General features: G+C 34.2%; 14 protein-coding genes. 1 reads left to right on the forward strand and 13 read right to left on the reverse strand.

Translation table 11 applies throughout. From position 1 onward, the window contains the following. Positions 1-2 precede the first annotated feature (2 nt). The gene (fliD, locus tag AS161_RS05910) at positions 3-1,787 is read left to right on the forward strand and encodes a flagellar filament capping protein FliD (RefSeq protein WP_164542116.1); all 1,785 of its coding nucleotides are present in this window, start codon (positions 3-5) and stop codon (positions 1,785-1,787) included. 3 nt (positions 1,788-1,790) lie between these two features. Here fliD and nth read toward each other — a convergent pair whose 3' ends face one another. From nth to rsxC, 13 genes are all read right to left on the reverse strand, one after another. Then, on the reverse strand, positions 1,791-2,456 hold the full coding sequence (gene nth, locus AS161_RS05915; RefSeq protein ID WP_164542117.1) for an endonuclease III: 666 nt from the start codon (positions 2,454-2,456) through the stop codon (positions 1,791-1,793). Further along, positions 2,443-3,312, reverse strand: coding sequence for a bifunctional riboflavin kinase/FAD synthetase (locus AS161_RS05920; RefSeq protein WP_164542118.1), 870 nt, complete (start codon positions 3,310-3,312; stop codon positions 2,443-2,445). The genes nth and AS161_RS05920 overlap by 14 nt, the downstream gene beginning before the upstream one ends. A 36-nt stretch (positions 3,313-3,348) precedes the next feature. Beyond that, positions 3,349-4,617 carry an MFS transporter gene (locus AS161_RS05925; RefSeq protein WP_164542119.1) on the reverse strand — a complete coding sequence of 423 codons (1,269 nt, stop codon included), beginning with the start codon at positions 4,615-4,617 and terminating at the stop codon, positions 3,349-3,351. Between the two features lie 163 nt (positions 4,618-4,780). Continuing rightward, positions 4,781-6,949, reverse strand: coding sequence for a carbohydrate ABC transporter permease (locus AS161_RS05930; RefSeq protein WP_011993581.1), 2,169 nt, complete (start codon positions 6,947-6,949; stop codon positions 4,781-4,783). Between the two features lie 12 nt (positions 6,950-6,961). Next, the gene (locus AS161_RS05935; RefSeq protein ID WP_011993580.1) at positions 6,962-8,272 is read right to left on the reverse strand and encodes a sugar ABC transporter permease; all 1,311 of its coding nucleotides are present in this window, start codon (positions 8,270-8,272) and stop codon (positions 6,962-6,964) included. Between the two features lie 34 nt (positions 8,273-8,306). Next, a complete protein-coding gene (hslU, locus tag AS161_RS05940) occupies positions 8,307-9,683 on the reverse strand; it encodes an ATP-dependent protease ATPase subunit HslU (protein WP_011993579.1) in 1,377 nt (458 codons plus the stop codon). Between the two features lie 16 nt (positions 9,684-9,699). Continuing rightward, positions 9,700-10,923 (reverse strand): pitrilysin family protein, encoded by a 1,224-nt coding sequence (locus AS161_RS05945; protein ID WP_011993578.1) that lies wholly within the window; start codon positions 10,921-10,923, stop codon positions 9,700-9,702. A 1-nt stretch (position 10,924) separates the two neighbouring features. Next, positions 10,925-13,006, reverse strand: a complete 2,082-nt coding sequence (locus AS161_RS05950; RefSeq protein ID WP_164542120.1) for a polyribonucleotide nucleotidyltransferase — start codon at positions 13,004-13,006, stop codon at positions 10,925-10,927. Positions 13,007-13,167: 161 nt separating this feature from the next. Then, the gene (locus tag AS161_RS05955) at positions 13,168-13,740 is read right to left on the reverse strand and encodes an RnfABCDGE type electron transport complex subunit A (RefSeq protein ID WP_011993576.1); all 573 of its coding nucleotides are present in this window, start codon (positions 13,738-13,740) and stop codon (positions 13,168-13,170) included. Then, on the reverse strand, positions 13,737-14,390 hold the full coding sequence (locus AS161_RS05960) for an electron transport complex subunit E (protein WP_011993575.1): 654 nt from the start codon (positions 14,388-14,390) through the stop codon (positions 13,737-13,739). The genes AS161_RS05955 and AS161_RS05960 overlap by 4 nt, the downstream gene beginning before the upstream one ends. Beyond that, the gene (locus AS161_RS05965; RefSeq protein WP_164542121.1) at positions 14,390-15,079 is read right to left on the reverse strand and encodes an RnfABCDGE type electron transport complex subunit G; all 690 of its coding nucleotides are present in this window, start codon (positions 15,077-15,079) and stop codon (positions 14,390-14,392) included. Before AS161_RS05965 ends, AS161_RS05960 begins: the two co-directional genes overlap by 1 nt. Then, the gene (locus tag AS161_RS05970) at positions 15,076-16,053 is read right to left on the reverse strand and encodes an RnfABCDGE type electron transport complex subunit D (protein ID WP_011993573.1); all 978 of its coding nucleotides are present in this window, start codon (positions 16,051-16,053) and stop codon (positions 15,076-15,078) included. The genes AS161_RS05965 and AS161_RS05970 overlap by 4 nt, the downstream gene beginning before the upstream one ends. Further along, a complete protein-coding gene (rsxC, locus tag AS161_RS05975) occupies positions 16,050-17,357 on the reverse strand; it encodes an electron transport complex subunit RsxC (RefSeq protein ID WP_164542122.1) in 1,308 nt (435 codons plus the stop codon). The genes AS161_RS05970 and rsxC overlap by 4 nt, the downstream gene beginning before the upstream one ends. Positions 17,358-17,538: the final 181 nt, after the last annotated feature.

The following is a 17,538-nucleotide window of genomic DNA, read 5'->3' on the forward strand; positions in this document are numbered from 1 at the left end:
CTATGGACCTTTCAAATATTGCCAATAACATAAATTACCGCTATCAATCTTCATCGCGCATGCAAATAGGCGGTGCGGTTAGTGGACTTGATACACAGTCGATTATAGAAAAGCTTCTGGAAGTTGAAGCGATACCTTTGAATAGATTGAATGATAAATATCTTCAGTACACAAATCTTCAGAAAGCATATCAGAAAGTCTCCGATAAAATAAGAGATTTTTACAATTATCTCGGAAATTTCTCTCTCCAATCCAATTTGATGCCAAAGACTGCCACAAGTACCTCAAATATCCTCACAGCCCAAGCAAGCGCAGTTGCTTCTGATGGTGTTTATAACATTAATGTTCTTTCTTTAGCCACAAACAGTACTTTTACTGGTGAATCGTTTGCTAAGCAATATAATCTAACAAGTTTAATAAGTGATATAGACACGAGGTATACACCATCAAATTCTACAGTGAAAATAAAAGTTGGTACAAATGAGACAACTGTTAATATAGATACAACAAACACTATTCAAGATGTTGTGGACTCTCTCCAATCAGCTTTTTCATCACTTGGTGCAACTGCAACAATCACATTCGATAGTTCGAGTGGAAAGTTGAATATACAATCTGATAAAGCATTCCAGATTTCAAATGTTAGTGGTAACTTTACTTTTCTTTTCAGGCTGAACGATGCATCATTAAAACAAGTTAGTGGTAGTTACGTACTTGAAAGTTCTGGAAACATAGGCGCTTACTCTTCGTACAAGACACTTGAAAACCTTGGAATCGCTTCAGATACTAATTTGGTTATCAATGGAAAGTCAATTTTACTCCAAAAAACAGATACAATCGCAAATGTGATTAAAAAAATAAACGATTCAGTATCGGATATAAACACCGTTTACGATGATAAAAATGGTAAGATAGTTTTAACAAGCAAAATGACAGGAGATAATTTAATAGATATATCAGGTGATTCATCTTTGCTTAATACACTTGGTTTTTCAACAGGCACGTTTGTCCTTGGCCAGATTGCTAAGTTAGATATAACAATTAACGGTTATACTAATTCCGTAGAATCGAAAAATAATAGTATCACTTACAATGGTATTACATTGAACCTTTCTGCAACTGGTAGTACAACGGTGACAGTTTCTACAGATAAAGAGAAAATAGTTGACCGAGTTCAAGAATTCGTTGACAAATGGAATGAATTAACGGACTTTTTATATACAAAACTTACTGAAAACAAAGTAACTGGTAAGAGTGAAGACAATATGACCGAAGATGAAAAACTACAAGGCTTACTTAAAAATGATTCGTTTTTAAGAAGGATATTCGATAAATTCAAATCGTTCTTAACCCAGAATGTAGGTGGTAAAACTTTAGCAGATCTTGGAATCACATCGGGTGATGAAGGAAAAAGTTTCACAAACACAATGAAAGGTAAAATAAATTTGGATAAAGATAAATTAAGAGAATTCATAGATAAGTATGGCACAGATTCTGTCTGGAATTTCTTTGGTAAGCTTGACGGTGATAAAGGATTAGCAATTAGGATAAAAGATTACTCTTATCAACTTACAAAGTTCAACGGTGATATAGATACTGTTGCCGGCGTCCAGGGAAGGTTAGAAAGGGAAAAGAGGATACTTTCTAAAAGAATGGTTACGATGATGGAATATTTGCAAAAGAAAGAACAAATGCTATGGGCAAAGTATTCTTCACTTGAGAGTGCTTTAGCAAAACTGTCAGCTCAAGGAGGTTTTTTAGCCCAAGCATTTGCTCAGAAGAAATAAGTTTCAGGTCTTTGAATTATATTTGTTCTTAAAAAAGTCACAACACTCAGTTAGAAAACATTGCTCGCATCTTGGTGATATAGGTTTGCAAATGTTTTTCCCGAATTCTACCATGGAACCATTTATCGGTCCCCACAATTGTGGGGACATTATTTTTTTTAATTCTTCCTCTGTTTGCTCAGGTGTTTTCGTTTTTACCCATCCGAGTCTGTTCGATATTCTATGAACATGTGTATCCACAGCTAAGGCTGCCTGCTCAAAACTTACATGTAAAACTATATTCGCAGTTTTTCTACCAACACCGGGTAATTCCAATAATTCCTCTAGTTTATTTGGTACAACGCCGTTGTACTTTTCAAGTAGAATTTTTGAAACAATTATAATTCTTTCTGCTTTTTCTCTGTACAAACCGGCTGGCTTTATCAATTCGTATAGTTCTTCAGGCTTAGCATTTGCTATTGATTCAACATTTGGATATTTTTCAAAGAGTTGTTTTGATGCTGCTTCTGTATTTTCGTCTCTACTTCTTTGGCTTAGGATTGTTGTTATCAGCACTTTGTAAGCATCTTTTTCGCAATGATCTCTCGGAAATCTTTCGATGATAATTTTTGCAAGAGTGTCTATGTTTTTACAATCAATTTTTTTAATGTTTTTATTATTTATTCTCATACCTTTCGATTATCCTCCTTGCTATTTTAACATCTTCATTCATTTGGGCTACTAGCTCACTTATATTTGAAAATTTCAATTCTGGTCTTAAAAATTCCAAAAATTCTACTCGGATTTCTTTACCATAAAGATCACCTGAAAAATCTAAAATATAAACTTCGTACTTTATTTTTTTCGTTTTTTCAACTGTTGGTCTGTACCCAACATTGATTAATCCATAGAATTGTTCAGGAACATAAACTTTAACCAGGTAGACACCAGCAAGAGGATCAATTAAAAAGTGCTCAGAGCGCTTTACATTTGCGGTTGGGAACCCTAATTTTCTGCCTATTTGTTTATCTTTATACACTACCCCATGAACAGAATAGTTTCTTCCTAGAAAATCTTTTGCTTTTGATACATCTCCTTTTTTTAAAAGTTCCCTTATATAACTACTACTGACTCTTATATTGTCAACTTTTACAGGCTCAACTACTTCTAAACAAATTTCTTTGTCTTTACATAATTTTTCCAAAAGTCTTATATCACCACTTCCATTTTTACCAAATTTAAAGTCATGACCAACCACAATTCCTTTGACACCTTGGGAAATTTTTTCGAAAAATTCTTCAGGTGATAAATGCTGTATTTTTGGTAATTCAAGAATTTCAGGTTCACCGTAAATTGAAAGCAATTCGATCCTATCTTCTACGGAAGTTATAAGTCCATCGAAATTACCAGTATAGTACTCCATTGGGTAAAGTATGGTATATATTTTAGAATCACTGTTTTCTCTTTCTGCACATTCTTTTAATTTTGATAGTATCTTTACGTGACCTCGATGGACACCATCAAAAACCCCAATTGTTATAAACAATTAACTCCCTCCTCAAACACTAAAGTTATTAATTCTTCAAAATCTTCTTGTCACTATCATATATGCGATTTGTGTGAATCTAAGATTTCTCTTGTCTTCACCCAGATTGAGTTTAATAAAGTATATCAAAGCAATTATTCTTAAAATAAAAGCTATCATAAACAATATATTGTAACCTGTTAGAAAACCAAATTCGATATCTTTTATAGCGCTGAGTACTTTACCACCGGAATAAGACGCTATAAGTGAAGCAAGTCCAGCTACAAAGGCATGTAATGATATGAAGTTTTCACTTGGTTCATCACTTATTTTCAATAAAAGTGTAAAGTAAGATAGGTTAATAGCACTCCAACCAAGCGCAGTAACAATAACATCTATAATAAGTAGGTATTTGTAATTTGAAGGCGTCATAAAGGAATATATCAGTGGTATAGCAAGTGCCAGGGTTATACCGTAACGTATCATATTTTTCTCTCCGACTTTTGTCGATATTTTTCCATAAAATGTGTAAAGAAACATTGCTAGTACAGAGTTTATAACATTCAAAAATCCAAGGTAAGAATAAGGTACTTTTAATTGCGAAACTTCGAAATAACTGAAGAATGGTCCTGCAAATTGGATAGCGAAGTTCCAAACAAAGACAAATCCAAGAAATCGGGCGAATTTTTTGTTTTTTAATGTTGAAAATACTGCCGAAATACCAAAATCAACTACTTTAGTCTCTGGAATAGAATGTAAGTAGAGAAGATAAGATGTATAAATGAATATTCCCGCCGATAGTGAATATATAATTAATAGTCCAACCTTTCGATCTAGAAACTGGAGAATGACGGAAAACAAAACCCAAGCAGTTAGACCTGCGAAAGTTGCTACAGTGTTTCTGAAACCAAAATACCTGTTTCTCTTTTCTTCCGGTACGATATTTTTCATTGCAGAAGTCCACAGATTTCCAACTATGCTATTTAGTATATTGAATACTATGAAAGGCAATACTATTATTTTGTAACTTTTTATTTCAAGTAACATTGAAATTGGAATTATTATAAAACTTGATCTTGCGATTAATGATGTCCAAAATATAGCCTTTCTTTTAGATGGTATCAACTTGTATATCATAGGTGTGAATAATTGAATTATTTGCGCTGTTGATGGCAAGACAGCAATTACAGATAAGACAACGGGACTAAATCCGTATTCCATAGCTAACGTAGAATATACAAAGCCCTGAGTTGCATTAAATGAAAATGTATAAAGTGCGCCTTCGAAGATGGATAATTTCATTGTTTTTTCGTACTTATCTGTCAATTTGCCCAACTCCTTGTTTTTTTCAAACATTCTATATATTATAATACTATCACTATTCTTGTTTTTAGTGAAGTATCAATAGTTAGGTTGTATTGAAAAAGCCTACTACGCTTCGTAGTAGGCTTTTTCGCTTTAAATTCTATTTGCATTACAAAAATCAAAATCATTTGAGTCCTGTTCTTGCAATACCTCTGACAAAGTATTTTTGTGTAAACAAGAATATTATAACTACTGGGAGTATACTAAATGTTGCTGCAGCCATTAGCATGTTATAGAGCGTACCTACTTCTGAGCTGAATGTTTGCAATCCGACAGTAAGTGTCCTATATTTTGGACTGTTAGTTACTATCAATACCCATAGGAACGAATTCCAACTTCCAACAAACTTTAAAAGTGCGCTTGTTACAACCACAGGCTTGCTTAATGGAACAACAATTTGCCATAGGTATCTCCAATGTGAGCATCCATCGATTTTGGCAGCGTCAAACAATTCACTTGGTAAGCTCAGAAAATGTTGTCTCATAAGGAATATGGAGAAAACACTCACGATCCACGGAATAATAAGCGCGTAATATGTATCAATCCATCCGAATTTTGTAACTGTTATAAAGTTTGGAACAAGTAAAACTTCTCCTGGTACCATCATCGTTGCAAGGAATATACTAAATAATATATTCTTCCCTGGAAAGTTCATCCAAGAAAATGCATACGCCGCCATTGCAGAAATTATAACTTCAAGAATCGTAGTTACAGTTGCTATGAAAATTGTGTTTATGTAGTATCTTCCAAATGGAGCGGATTTCCAAGCCAATACGTAATTTTGGAAAACGTTTTTGACTACGTCCGAGAATGAAAATTTAAGGTGTATATTTTTTATATTGTCATCCATAAAATACACTGGCGAAACATTCTTCATCACAATTTCAATGCTTTTTCCATCTTTTACGAGCACAGATTCAACAAATTCAGGAGCTCTAATAATTTTCCAAGCATTGATAGAACCTTCATAAGCCATTCTGAGATTTTGGAGTTTTATGATATTCAATGCTACTTCTTTTAATAAATTATCCGCGTTGTTTAGTTCTTCAGAAAATGCATCTAACTTGGCTTTCGCAGAACTAAAGGTCAAATCGAATCCTACAACACTTGAGACTTTGTTTAAAAAGTCTTCAAATGAATTTTTTAACTCTTCTTTTATATTTATCTGTCTTTCTGTAGCAATATTTACTATAGAATTAACAAGAGATTTTATATTAGCTAAATCAACACTATTTACACCGTATTTTCTTTCTATTTCTAAGTCTATTGATTTGGCAAATTCATCTATAAGATTATTCATACCATGTTTATCTACGAAAGATTTAATATCCTCAAAATCTTCTAAGTCTTTTATTTTTTCAAGGAGTAAAGCTTTTCGTTCTTCTTCTGTCATTGGTTGAGCAACGATATTTTCATCAACTTTTTTGTCTTGGATTTTCACAAAATAATCGTATGTGCTTAAGAAGAAATTTATATTGTCTAAGTAATTCAATAGAGAATTCTGAAGAGCGTTATTGTAGTTTTCAGATAATTCGTTTGAATTTTCGTAAACTAAGTTATAATTGGATATGATATTTCTAATTTCTTTTAATTCATCAATTGTCAAAATAACCTCATTTCCAGCTTTGTACTTTTGTATTTTTGTACTTAATTCTTGTAATTCTTTCATTTTCTTTTCCAAGAAGTTGGCAAATTTTTCTTTTTCGTTTTCATCTTGGATTCTATCAATACCAAAAGTAAGCATTGTATCTATACCATTTAGCAATGTTTCTACGTTGCCAGAAAGCCTCTCTATAAAATCCGTTCTTTTAAAAACAGGTGTCGCGCCGTAGATGTAGTTGAGAAGCACTTTTTCAAAAAAGCCTTCAGGATTGTTTTCAATTTCATCATCGATTGAAAAATCAGAAGGTATTTTTAAAGATTGTAAAAATTGTTTGTATTCTTCTTGATTAAGACTTAAAGTGTATGTACTACCTTTGAAAGGAATTGTTAATGTACCTCTGTAAAATGGATCATCATTGACGACGAGTACAAGTCCTTGAGTCTTTTTAGCAACAAATGTTAAAGCTTCTCTTAAACTGAGACCTTTTACAGATGATGTTGTCCCTGTTGATGGAACGACTTTAACATCACGTTGTGTGGAGAAAGATTTCGTTGACCACCTTGGTGGCCATGAATTTACTTCGGATGGTAATTTAAAAGATGTTACAAGCATCCAAGCAAATGGGGCTATCATCACAACTGTACCAAAGATAAGTAGTATGTAAATGAACAATTTTCTCAACTCTTTCATTTGTAGCCCCCCTTAACTTACGTATTCTACAACTTTATCGCCAACGCGGTATTGGATGAACGTGAAAACAAGTATAACCATGAACAAAAGATAAGCTGCTGCGCTGGCAATTCCCATTCTTTGTTGTCTATAAAATAAGTCAAACACGTAGTAAACCATCGTCATTCCACTGTTTCCGTAAGGACCTGGTAGGCCATCGTATAATATAAAAACTTCCTGGAAAACCTTAAATGCACCGATAACAGAGACTATAAGCAAGAAAAACGTAGTTGGTGATAAAAGTGGCCAAGTAATTTTGAAAAATTTCTGCACACTATTCGCTCCATCAACTTCAGCTGCTTCGTAATAAAAAGTATCTATGTTTTGCAAACCTGCTAAGAAAATCATTGCGTTATATCCCACACTCTTCCATATTGAAACTATACTTACCGTTGGAATCGTCCATTTTGCATCCTTCAACCATTTCACAGGTTGCATTCCCAATGTTGTTAAAAGATAATTCAAAAGGCCAACGTCATCGTTGTAAATCCACTTCCAAATGAGTCCAACAGCAACAGATGATGTGACAAAAGGAATAAAAAATGCTGTTCTGAAGAATGCCTTAAATTTAATTTCATTATTTAACAGTAAGGCTATCAAAAGAGCCAGAGTTAGTCCTATAGGAACGGTAAGAATAACATAATAAGTCGTGTTAACAAGAGCTTTGAAAAACAGATTTTTATTGGAAGCATCAAGTAAATAATCAATAATTCCGTAACTTTGTCCTTTAAAAAATGCTGAAAATTTGAACTCTGTTATTATGTAAAAAACGACACCTATTACAGAAGCAAGCCAGGCATGATCTTTCATGATTTGTTTATCAATAATTTTTGTCTTAAAGTTCGCTATAATTACTCCCCAAAAAATTAAATCTAATATTATAGCTAAAGTTAAAATAACGTTGTTCCTCACTATAAAATAAACAAATAAAGAGATGATTGACAATACAGTTCCAATTTCTATTTTTTTCTTTTTAAATACATTAATTACTCCAAAGATTGCGAAGACGAGTATTAATGAGATGGCTATATACATAAGGCTGTAAATAAGACCCATGTAAAATGGAAATTTTACAGGATAATCAAATTTTAGGATTTCTTTGTAATTTCCAAGACCATAAAAATAAGGATTTTTCATATTCCTGAAATCCCACTTAAAAAAGCTAAGTACAAAAGAAAAACCAACGGGCCAGAATGTAAATATAGACAGAACTATCATTGCAGGAAGTAAAAACAGGTAAGCTAAAAATCCTTCTTTGATCTTTTTAACATTGGCACTGGTCACTTTTTCACCCCCAATGATATTTTAAAAATTTAAATTATAGTATATATGCAGAAAGATTTTCGTCTTTAACTATTTCTCCAAGTTTCATAGTCACATAATTTTTGTCTATAATAATTTTGTTTGTATCAACTTCTGGTGCCTGGAACATTATGTCTTCGAGTAATTTTTCAACAACCGTATACAATCTTCTTGCTCCAATATTTTCCATCTTTTCGTTCAAATAATATGCGATCTTTGAAATTTCATCTATTGCATCTTGTGTAAATTCTAATTCAATCCCTTCAGTGTAAAGTAAAGCCTTGTATTGTTTCAATAGCGCGTTTTCCGGTTCTGTTAATATCCTTACAAAGTCTTCTTGTCTAAGTGGTTCAAGTTCAACTCTTATTGGAAATCTTCCTTGAAGTTCAGGAATTAAATCTGTTGGTTTTGTCATGTGAAATGCTCCAGCACCTATAAAAAGTATATAGTCGGTTTTAACTGGTCCATACTTTGTCGATACTGTTGTACCTTCTACTATTGGTAGCAGATCTCTTTGAACACCTTGCCTTGAGACATCTGGTCCGTGCGCTTGACTTCCTCCAGCGATTTTATCAAGCTCATCAATAAAAATTATTCCACGTTCTTGAGCAAGAACTAAAGCTTTTTGAATAACTTCATCCATATCGATTATTTTTTCTGATTCAATTGGTGTTAGTACCCTTCTTGCTTCAGAAATTTTCATTCTTCTTTTCTTTTTTTGCTTGGGAAGTAGATTACCAAGAAATTGGGAAAAATCTATACCCATATCTTCCATGTCTGGCATTCCTATAAAGCCTATACCTGGCTGATTTATTTCCACATCTATTTCTATCTCTAAATCTTCAATTTCTCCTTTTGCAAGCTTTTCCCTTAGTTCTGCTCTTTTTCTACGTACATCTTGGTCATCTGATTGTTCCTGTGCTGGTTGAAAACCAAAAATATTTGCAAATGGCACACTTTGCTTTTTCACTGGAACTAACGCGTCTAAAATTCTTTCTTCAACAAGGTTCTTAACCTTCGGTTCAACTTCCTTTATCTTTTCTTGCTTAACCATATTAACGGCAATTTCCACAAGGTCTCTAATCATAGAGTCAACGTTTTTCCCAACGTAACCAACTTCTGTAAATTTTGTAGCTTCAACCTTCAAAAATGGTGAACCGGAAATTTGCGCAAGCCTTCTTGCAATTTCCGTTTTTCCAACTCCCGTTGGACCTATCAGAAGAATATTCTTGGGTACAACTTCCTTCCTCCATTCTTCAGAGAGTCTTTGCCTTCTTATTCTATTTCTAATAGCTATTGCAACAGCTTTTTTCGCTTTATCTTGACCAATAATATATTTATTGAGCTCTTCTACTATTTGTCTCGGAGTTAACTCGTCAAAATTTGTAAGCATTTTAACACCTCCGTGTTTAGATTATCAACTCTTCGGTTGCAATATCAAGTTCCTTTTCTGGTGTAACATATGTTAATGACCACTGTCCTTTTATTAATTTCTCATATGCATTTTCTACATCTTTTTCTGTAACCTGTTTAATTCTTTCAATTATTTTGTCAATTGTTTTGACCTCCAAATCGTTTACCAAGTATTGGATATAGAGTGAAGTGAGAGCTGATGTACTTTCGGTTAGAAGTTCTAAAGAGCCTAATAGCCTTTTTTTACCATATTCAAATAGCTTCTTCGTCAAATTAAAGTTTTTAAGCAGAGAAAAGAGCTCTTTAAATAACTTTTCTGAATTTTCAACAGATGTTGCAGCGTATATTGAAAATACCCCCCATTCTTTTGATTGGATGTTTGTTGTGGATATGTCGTAAACAAGCCCTTTCTTCTCACGGATGTACTCAAATAATAAAGAACTCATGCCACTACTAAGTAAAGTGTTTAAAACCATCGCGGGATAAGCATATTCTTCATCTGTTAAAGGGATTCCTTCATGAGAAAATAAAAAGTGCATCTGTTGTGTCTCATTAAATTTGTCACAAACAATTCCTGTTTTTAGCTTTGACTTATGTTTTGCTGTTTTAAAACCGTCTTCTAAACTCAGCTCTTCTACCATTTTTAAGTCTTGTGGTTCAATGTATCCAGCTAATATTAATTTTACATTATAAGGTGTGTACATTTCATTGTGAAAATTTATAATATCGTTTAACGTGATATTTTTTATTGTCTCTTCCGTGCCAATTATAGATTTAGAGTGTGGCCCTTCTATTAAATTTTCAAAAAATTTGTTGAAAAGCCTTTGTTCAGGAATTTCCTGATCGGAATAGTATTCTTGGAGTATAATTTTTCTTTCCAATTCAACGTTTTTCTCTATAAAATCTGGTTCAAAAACAAGCTCTTTAAGTATTTGGAAAGCTGTTTTAAAGAATGTAGAAGGCACTTTCGCATAGTAAACAGTTGATTCTTTGTCTGTCCATGCATTTAATATTCCGCCAACTTGCTCGATTGGAAGCTTTATTTTTTTTAGGCTTCTCTTTTTTGTTTTTCTGAACACTGTGTGCTCTATAAAGTGAGATATACCGAGTAAATTGTCCGGTTCATAGACCGGACCAGTTCCAATGATAAATGCAATTGTCACTGAGCGAACCCCTGGTATTTCGTAGTAAAATATGTTTTCTGCTAATCTTTTTATCATATTACTCTTCCAACCTCCTAAATTGCAACCTTCCCGCATCGTCGATGTTTATAACTTCAACTTTTATTTTATCTCCAACTTTAAACGATGTGGGTTTTACATTCCCAAGTTTGCTTGAATGAACTAAACCTATTTTTCCGGGCATGATTTCAACAAATATACCGTAGTTTTCAACTCTCGTAACTTTTCCTGTGTACAAATCGCCAATTGATATGTCTCTAAACATATTTTGAATATATTCAACGGCTTCCTGTACTTTTTCGGCATCAACACCACTAACAGTTACTTTACCAGTGGAATCATCTAACGAAATTTCAACATCGAACATTTTAATTATCGATTTTATAGTTTTTCCACCAGGTCCAATGAGTTCTCCAGATCTTGTTGGATCTATGAAGAACCAACTAATTCTTGGTGCATAAGGAGAAAGTTCTTTCCTGGGTTCAGAAATAGTTTCATAAAGTTTATCTAGTATAAACATTCTGGCTTCATTAGCTTGGTACAATGCTTGTCTTAAAAGTTCTTCACTAACCCCAGAAACTTTACAGTCCATTTGGAATGCGGTAATACCATCTTTCGTACCTGCAACTTTGAAATCCATATCTCCCCAGTGGTCTTCAAGACCTATTATATCTGTTAATATAACTCCTTTGCCTTCTTCTAAGATTAGTCCCATCGCAACACCTGCAACATGTTTTTTAGTAGGTACACCAGCATCCATAAGCGCGAGCGAGGCTGAACAGACCGTTGCCATTGAGGAAGAACCGTTTGATTCAAGAATTTCTGAAACAACACGAATGACATATGGAAATTCGTCCTCTGGTGGAATTATCGCCTTAACCGCTCTTTCAGCAAGATGACCATGACCGATTTCCCTTCTACTTGGTCCTCTCAGCGGTTTGACTTCACCAGTTGAAAACGGCGGGAAATTATAGTGCAATATAAATCTCTTTGTACCTTCTTCAATTAAAGTATCGATTATTTGTTCTTCCGCAGGTGATCCCAATGTAACTATTCCTAAGCTTTGAGTTTCACCACGTGTGAAAAGCGAAGAACCATGAGTTCGTGGTAAAAGCCCGACTTCACAAGTAATTGGTCTTATATCTTTTGGACCTCTTCCGTCAGCCCTTAGCCCTCTTTCTATAATTATCTTTCGCATCAATTTTTTTGATATTTCATCGTATTTTTCCTTCAGAGGTATTGCGTATTCTTCTTGTTCTTCTTCAGGTATATTGTTATCTTCAAAGAATTTTTGAACAATACTTTCGTAATACTCATCAGCCATTTCCGCTCTTTCTTGTTTACCTCTAGCGAATATTCTCTTTTCAAGTTCCGTCATATCTATATATTCTACGAATTTTTCGACTAATTCAACATTGTACTTTGGTTCTGGGAGAGGCATTTTTTCAACATTAAATTCTTTAATTACCTCTTCCTGGAAAGCAACAATTTGTTTAATTGCTTCATGCGCTGTCATAAGTGCTTGAAGCATTTCTTCTTCAGTAACTTCCTTTGCTTCACCTTCGACCATCGTTATAGCATCTTTTGTACCAGCAACTACTATATCTATCTTACTTCTTTCCAATTGTTCTGCAGTTGGAAAAACGATAAATTGACCGTCAACGTATCCTATTTGAACACCGGCTACGATACCATCAAAAGGGACTCTTGAAATATTCAAAGCAAGCGAAGCGGCGGTAATTCCAAGCACATCAGTTGGACAATTGGGGTCAACGGAAAGGACAGTTACTATAACTTGAACTTCATTCCTTAAATTTTTTGGGAAAAGAGGTCTAATAGGCCTATCAATAAGTCTCGATGAAAGTATTCCACTTTCTGATGGTTTGCCTTCTCTTTTTACAAAGCCTCCAGGTATTTTTCCAGCAGCGTAAAATTTTTCCATAAACTCGACTGTTAAAGGAACAAAGTCTATTCCTTCAACAACATTATCTGAAACATTAACCGTTGCAAGAACAACACTATCACCAAACCTCGCCCATATTGAGCCTGCAGATTGTTTTGCTACTTTACCGTGCTGAAATAGCCATTCTCTCCCAAATAAATTTTTCCTCCACTCTTTCATACCTACACCTCCAAATTCTGTTTTACTTTAATATTAAGAGCTTTATCAAGATATTTTACCATATATTCCTAAATATTTGAATATGAATTTAAAAAGAAAGCAGCCAGCTTAATGCTGACTGCCAAAAATTAGTTTAAGTTTACCTAATTTTTTATAAAGAACTATTTTATCATTCCTTGGAAGCCCATAAATGCAAGTGAAAGTAAGGAAGCTATAATCATGGATATAGGAAGATTTTGGAAAGGTTTTGGAATGTCGTAAAGTTCCAAACGTTCCCTTATAGTTGCAAAGATTATCAATGCCAACAAAAATCCAAGTCCGGCTCCCAAAGCATTAAAAACCGCCTCGAGGAGGTTGTATTTCGAAAGGCTGTTAACGATTGCAATACCGAGAATGATACAGTTTGTTGTTATAAGTGGCAAGTATATTCCAAGTGCTTCGTAAAGTGTAGGATTATTTTTCTTTAAGAACGCTTCAACAAATTGAACAAACGTAGCTATAACAAGTATGAAAACAATTGTACGTAAAAATTCCAAATGCATTGATATTAAAACTAAATCTAAAGCCCAAGAAATCGCTGATGACATAACGAGAACGAATATAACCGCAATACCCATACCAAGAGCTGTTGAAACTCTTTTAGAAACACCTAAAAATGGACAAATTCCAAGAAACCTAACAAAGACATAGTTATTTATAAGCATTGCTGATAAAAGTATAAGGAATAATTTCATTTTGCCTCACCAACTTTCTGTGCTTGACCTGCTTGTTGTGCTGATTTTTTAGCTCTTTCTTCTTTTTTAATTGATATCGCTGCAAAAAGTGCCGCAAGCAACCCAAGTGTTAAGTAAGCACCTGGTGGGAGAATCATGACAAACATATTAAATGCTTTACCCCAAATTGTTATATCAAATATGGAACCATTACCAAGTAATTCTCTTATGCTTCCAAGAAGAGTTAAACTTAGTGTGAATCCAACACCCATTCCAAGTCCATCTAGCAGAGAATCTAAAACTCCATGTTTCGAGGCATAAGCTTCGGCTCTACCCATGATTATACAGTTGACAACTATGAGTGGAATAAAGAGACCAAGTGTTTTCCATAGATCGTAAGTAAATGCGTGCATGAGTAAATCAACAATCGTAACGAATGTTGCAATAACTGTTATAAATATAGGGATTCTTATTTTTTCTGGAACAGTTTTTCTTATTGAAGATATAACAACGTTTGACATAACAAGAACAGCTGTTGCGGCAAGTCCCATTCCAAATCCGTTTTTCGCACTTGTTGTTGTGGCAAGAGTAGGGCACATACCAAGTACCTGAACATATGTTGGATTATCTTTTATTATACCCTTTGTAAATTCAGAAATCTTAGAGGCCATTAATTGCCACCTCCTTGTGTGTATTTCTCTTTTAAGAATTTATACATAGCATTTATAGAATTTGCAACAGCTCGAGATGTTATTGTTGCACCAGTCATCACATCGGAAACTTTTGCAACGCCTTCCGTTTTTGCAGTTTCAGGATCTATAGTTTGTTTACCTGCGTCTTTATCTACTTTCAAACCATTCTTCAAACCTTCTTCAGGAATAGGATAAAACCTTGCTTGTATATTTCCATCTGCTATTTTTGCGCCAAGCCCTGGTGTCTCTTGCGAATAATCAAGGACTTTTATTTTGTAAAGTGAAAGTTCCCCATTTTCATATTTAAAAGCTGCCATTGTTAAAACTTTTCCACCGTACCCTACAGCGTTTCCAGTTAAAACATAGTATTTTACATTGTTTGACTCAAATTCGTAAACTGGTGAAATAACTGTTCCTACACCGTCAGAGTAAAGTTCTTTACCACTTTCTTGACGTTTTTCAATAACTAATTTTTTTATAGTATCGCTATCAACAATTTGATTGTTATTTTCATCAGTAAGCAAAAATTCCATAGATTTTATAACATTCGCAAGTTCGGCTTCTGCAATTCTTTGTTCTGTTATTTGGTAAACTAATGCAAGAGCTATTCCTGCTATTAAAGTGTAAAACATGAGAGTTAAGCTAAGTTTTAAGGTTTCTTTTTTCATGATTTTCGCCTCCCAAAGATTTTGGGTTGGGTGTATCTATCAATCATAGGTACCAAAGCATTCATAAGAAGTATGGACAAAGATACGCCCTCAGGATATCCACCAAAGTATCTAATTATCATTGTAAGTAAACCGCATCCTAAACCAAATATCGCTTGACCTTTTAGCGTCATAGGACTTGTAACCATGTCTGTTGCCATGAACAAAGCACCAAGCATTAGACCACCAGCAAAGAGATGAAATACTGGAGAACCGAATTTTTCAGGGTTAATTGCATAGAAAATAGAAGCCATCACTAAAACAGTGAGAATATAAGTAGCAGGAATAACAACTTTAATCCTTCCCCTAAGTACAAGGTAAATAAAACCAATGAGTAGGAGTATGGCACTTGTTTCACCTATACAACCACCTATATTTCCAAATATAAGATCTATATAGGATGTTGATTCCATAACTTTACTGAAACCTTGTAATTTTAAAATAGCAAGTGGTGTTGCAGTCGTTTGAACATCTGCGGAATACCATCCAGTAAATGATGTTATAGGTTTATACCATGTAGTCATTGCTGTTGGGAAAGATATAAGTAAGAAAACTCTTGCAGCTAAAGCTGGGTTGAATATATTTTGCCCTAAGCCACCAAATGCATGCTTAACGATTGCTATAGCAAACACTACACCAATAAGTAAAACCCACCATGGTGTCGCGGCACTAACGTTCAAAGCAAGTAGTAATCCAGTGACAGCAGCACTCCCATTTGGAGCAAAAGATTTATCTTTCCTAAGAACACGCATTATAAAAAGTTCAATCAGTTCAGCACTTACCATACCAATTACAGATAGTACTAACGCGTACAATCCGAAAAAGTAAGTTGCACCAATAACAGCAGGTACTAGTGCTATCAAAACATCTATCATTATCTTCCTTGTTGAATCTTCATTTCTCACATGTGGTGCGCTTGTTGTAAGAAGCTTCATTTTTTACCACCTCTCAATGTGCGGTAAACTTTTTTAGCAAGTTTTATTGACTTAACATGCTCAACATTCGCTGGACAGATGTAAGTACAAGAACCACATTCAATACAATCAAGTAACCCGATAGCAGCAGCTTCATCGTATTTCTTCTTTCTTGATAGTAAGTCAAGTAAGTACGGTTGCAAATTCATTGGACAGACATGTACACAGTAAGAACACCTAATACAGTTTGTTGATTCTCTTTTTTGTTCTGTTATGATCGTTAAACCATTATTTCCTTTTAATATAGGAGTATCAAGTGACGAAGCTGGAATTCCCATCATAGGTCCACCCATAAGTACTTTAACTTCCTGTAAACCTTCTACAAAACCGTTACCTAGTTTTTCTATAATCCATGAAATTGGCGTACCTATTCTAACCCACCAATTGCCTTTTTCTTTTACTCCCTCTCCAGTTAGCGTAAGCCCTCTTTCTATTAAAGGTTTTCCATCAACGACTGCTTCTTTTATAGCTAACATCGTACTAACATTTTGAACAACTACTCCAACATCTGAAGGAAGACCACCACTTGGTACTTCCCTTCCTGTTATAGCTTTTATGAGCTGTTTTTCAGCACCTTGAGGATACTTTGTTTTTAATGCCGCAACTTTGACATTTCCATTCCACTTTTTTTCCAATAATTCTATTGCATCTTTTTTGTTATTTTCTATACCAATGTAAACCTCTTTGACCCCTAAAATTTTCTTTGCTATTTCAATACCTATTAAAATTTCATCTGACATTTCCAGCATAACCCTGTGGTCAATTGTTAAGTATGGCTCACACTCGGCACCATTAATAATAAGTGTGTCAACAGGTTTTGGTGGATTAAGTTTAACGTGAGTTGGGAACATAGCTCCACCGAGTCCAACAATACCTGCTTTTTTGATATTATCTAGTAATTCCTCTTTCGTTGCAGATCGATAGTCTAATTTTGGCAGTAATTCCCAATCATCATCACTAGTTCGTTCAATTGTTACGGCATCAACAGCCATTCCATGTACGTTACTATTTACTTTTGCTATGCTTACCACTTTTCCGGTTACGGGAGAATGAACATATGCGGAAATAGCACCTTGAGGTTCACCAATGACTTGGCCTGTCTTAACCTCTTGACCAACTTCGACTATAGGCTTTGCAGGAGTGCCAGCATGTTGAGCCATAAAGACAACAACTTTTTCTGGAAGTGGTGCTTTTCGAATCTCTTCATGCTCTGTATATTTCTTTTCAGGTGGATGTACACCACCTTTAAAAGTTAGCAATTTCACCTACCACACCTCCCAAAATTAAGAAAATAGCTCATATTTAACTTTTGCTGGAAATAAAAATAGATAATAACTATCCATATTTTCACACGAATGCTAAATTATAACTACCATAATGATGTTAAATAAAGGTTAAAATTATTTTCTTTGACATAGAATATATAAATATAACTCAAAAAATGAA

The sequence above is a fragment of the Fervidobacterium sp. 2310opik-2 genome (assembly GCF_011057735.1).
Classification (GTDB): domain Bacteria; phylum Thermotogota; class Thermotogae; order Thermotogales; family Fervidobacteriaceae; genus Fervidobacterium; species Fervidobacterium nodosum.

What these genes read in the sequence shown, in the direction of transcription:
- fliD (WP_164542116.1), top strand. Translation starts at nt 3, where the DNA reads ATGGACCTTTCAAATATTGCCAATAACATAAATTACCGCTATCAATCT.
- nth (WP_164542117.1), bottom strand. Translation starts at nt 2,456, where the DNA reads ATGAGAATAAATAATAAAAACATTAAAAAAATTGATTGTAAAAACATA.
- AS161_RS05930 (WP_011993581.1), bottom strand. Translation starts at nt 6,949, where the DNA reads ATGAAAGAGTTGAGAAAATTGTTCATTTACATACTACTTATCTTTGGT.
- hslU (WP_011993579.1), bottom strand. Translation starts at nt 9,683, where the DNA reads ATGCTTACAAATTTTGACGAGTTAACTCCGAGACAAATAGTAGAAGAG.
- AS161_RS05945 (WP_011993578.1), bottom strand. Translation starts at nt 10,923, where the DNA reads ATGATAAAAAGATTAGCAGAAAACATATTTTACTACGAAATACCAGGG.
- AS161_RS05950 (WP_164542120.1), bottom strand. Translation starts at nt 13,006, where the DNA reads ATGAAAGAGTGGAGGAAAAATTTATTTGGGAGAGAATGGCTATTTCAG.
- AS161_RS05955 (WP_011993576.1), bottom strand. Translation starts at nt 13,740, where the DNA reads ATGAAATTATTCCTTATACTTTTATCAGCAATGCTTATAAATAACTAT.
- AS161_RS05960 (WP_011993575.1), bottom strand. Translation starts at nt 14,390, where the DNA reads ATGGCCTCTAAGATTTCTGAATTTACAAAGGGTATAATAAAAGATAAT.
- AS161_RS05965 (WP_164542121.1), bottom strand. Translation starts at nt 15,079, where the DNA reads ATGAAAAAAGAAACCTTAAAACTTAGCTTAACTCTCATGTTTTACACT.
- AS161_RS05970 (WP_011993573.1), bottom strand. Translation starts at nt 16,053, where the DNA reads ATGAAGCTTCTTACAACAAGCGCACCACATGTGAGAAATGAAGATTCA.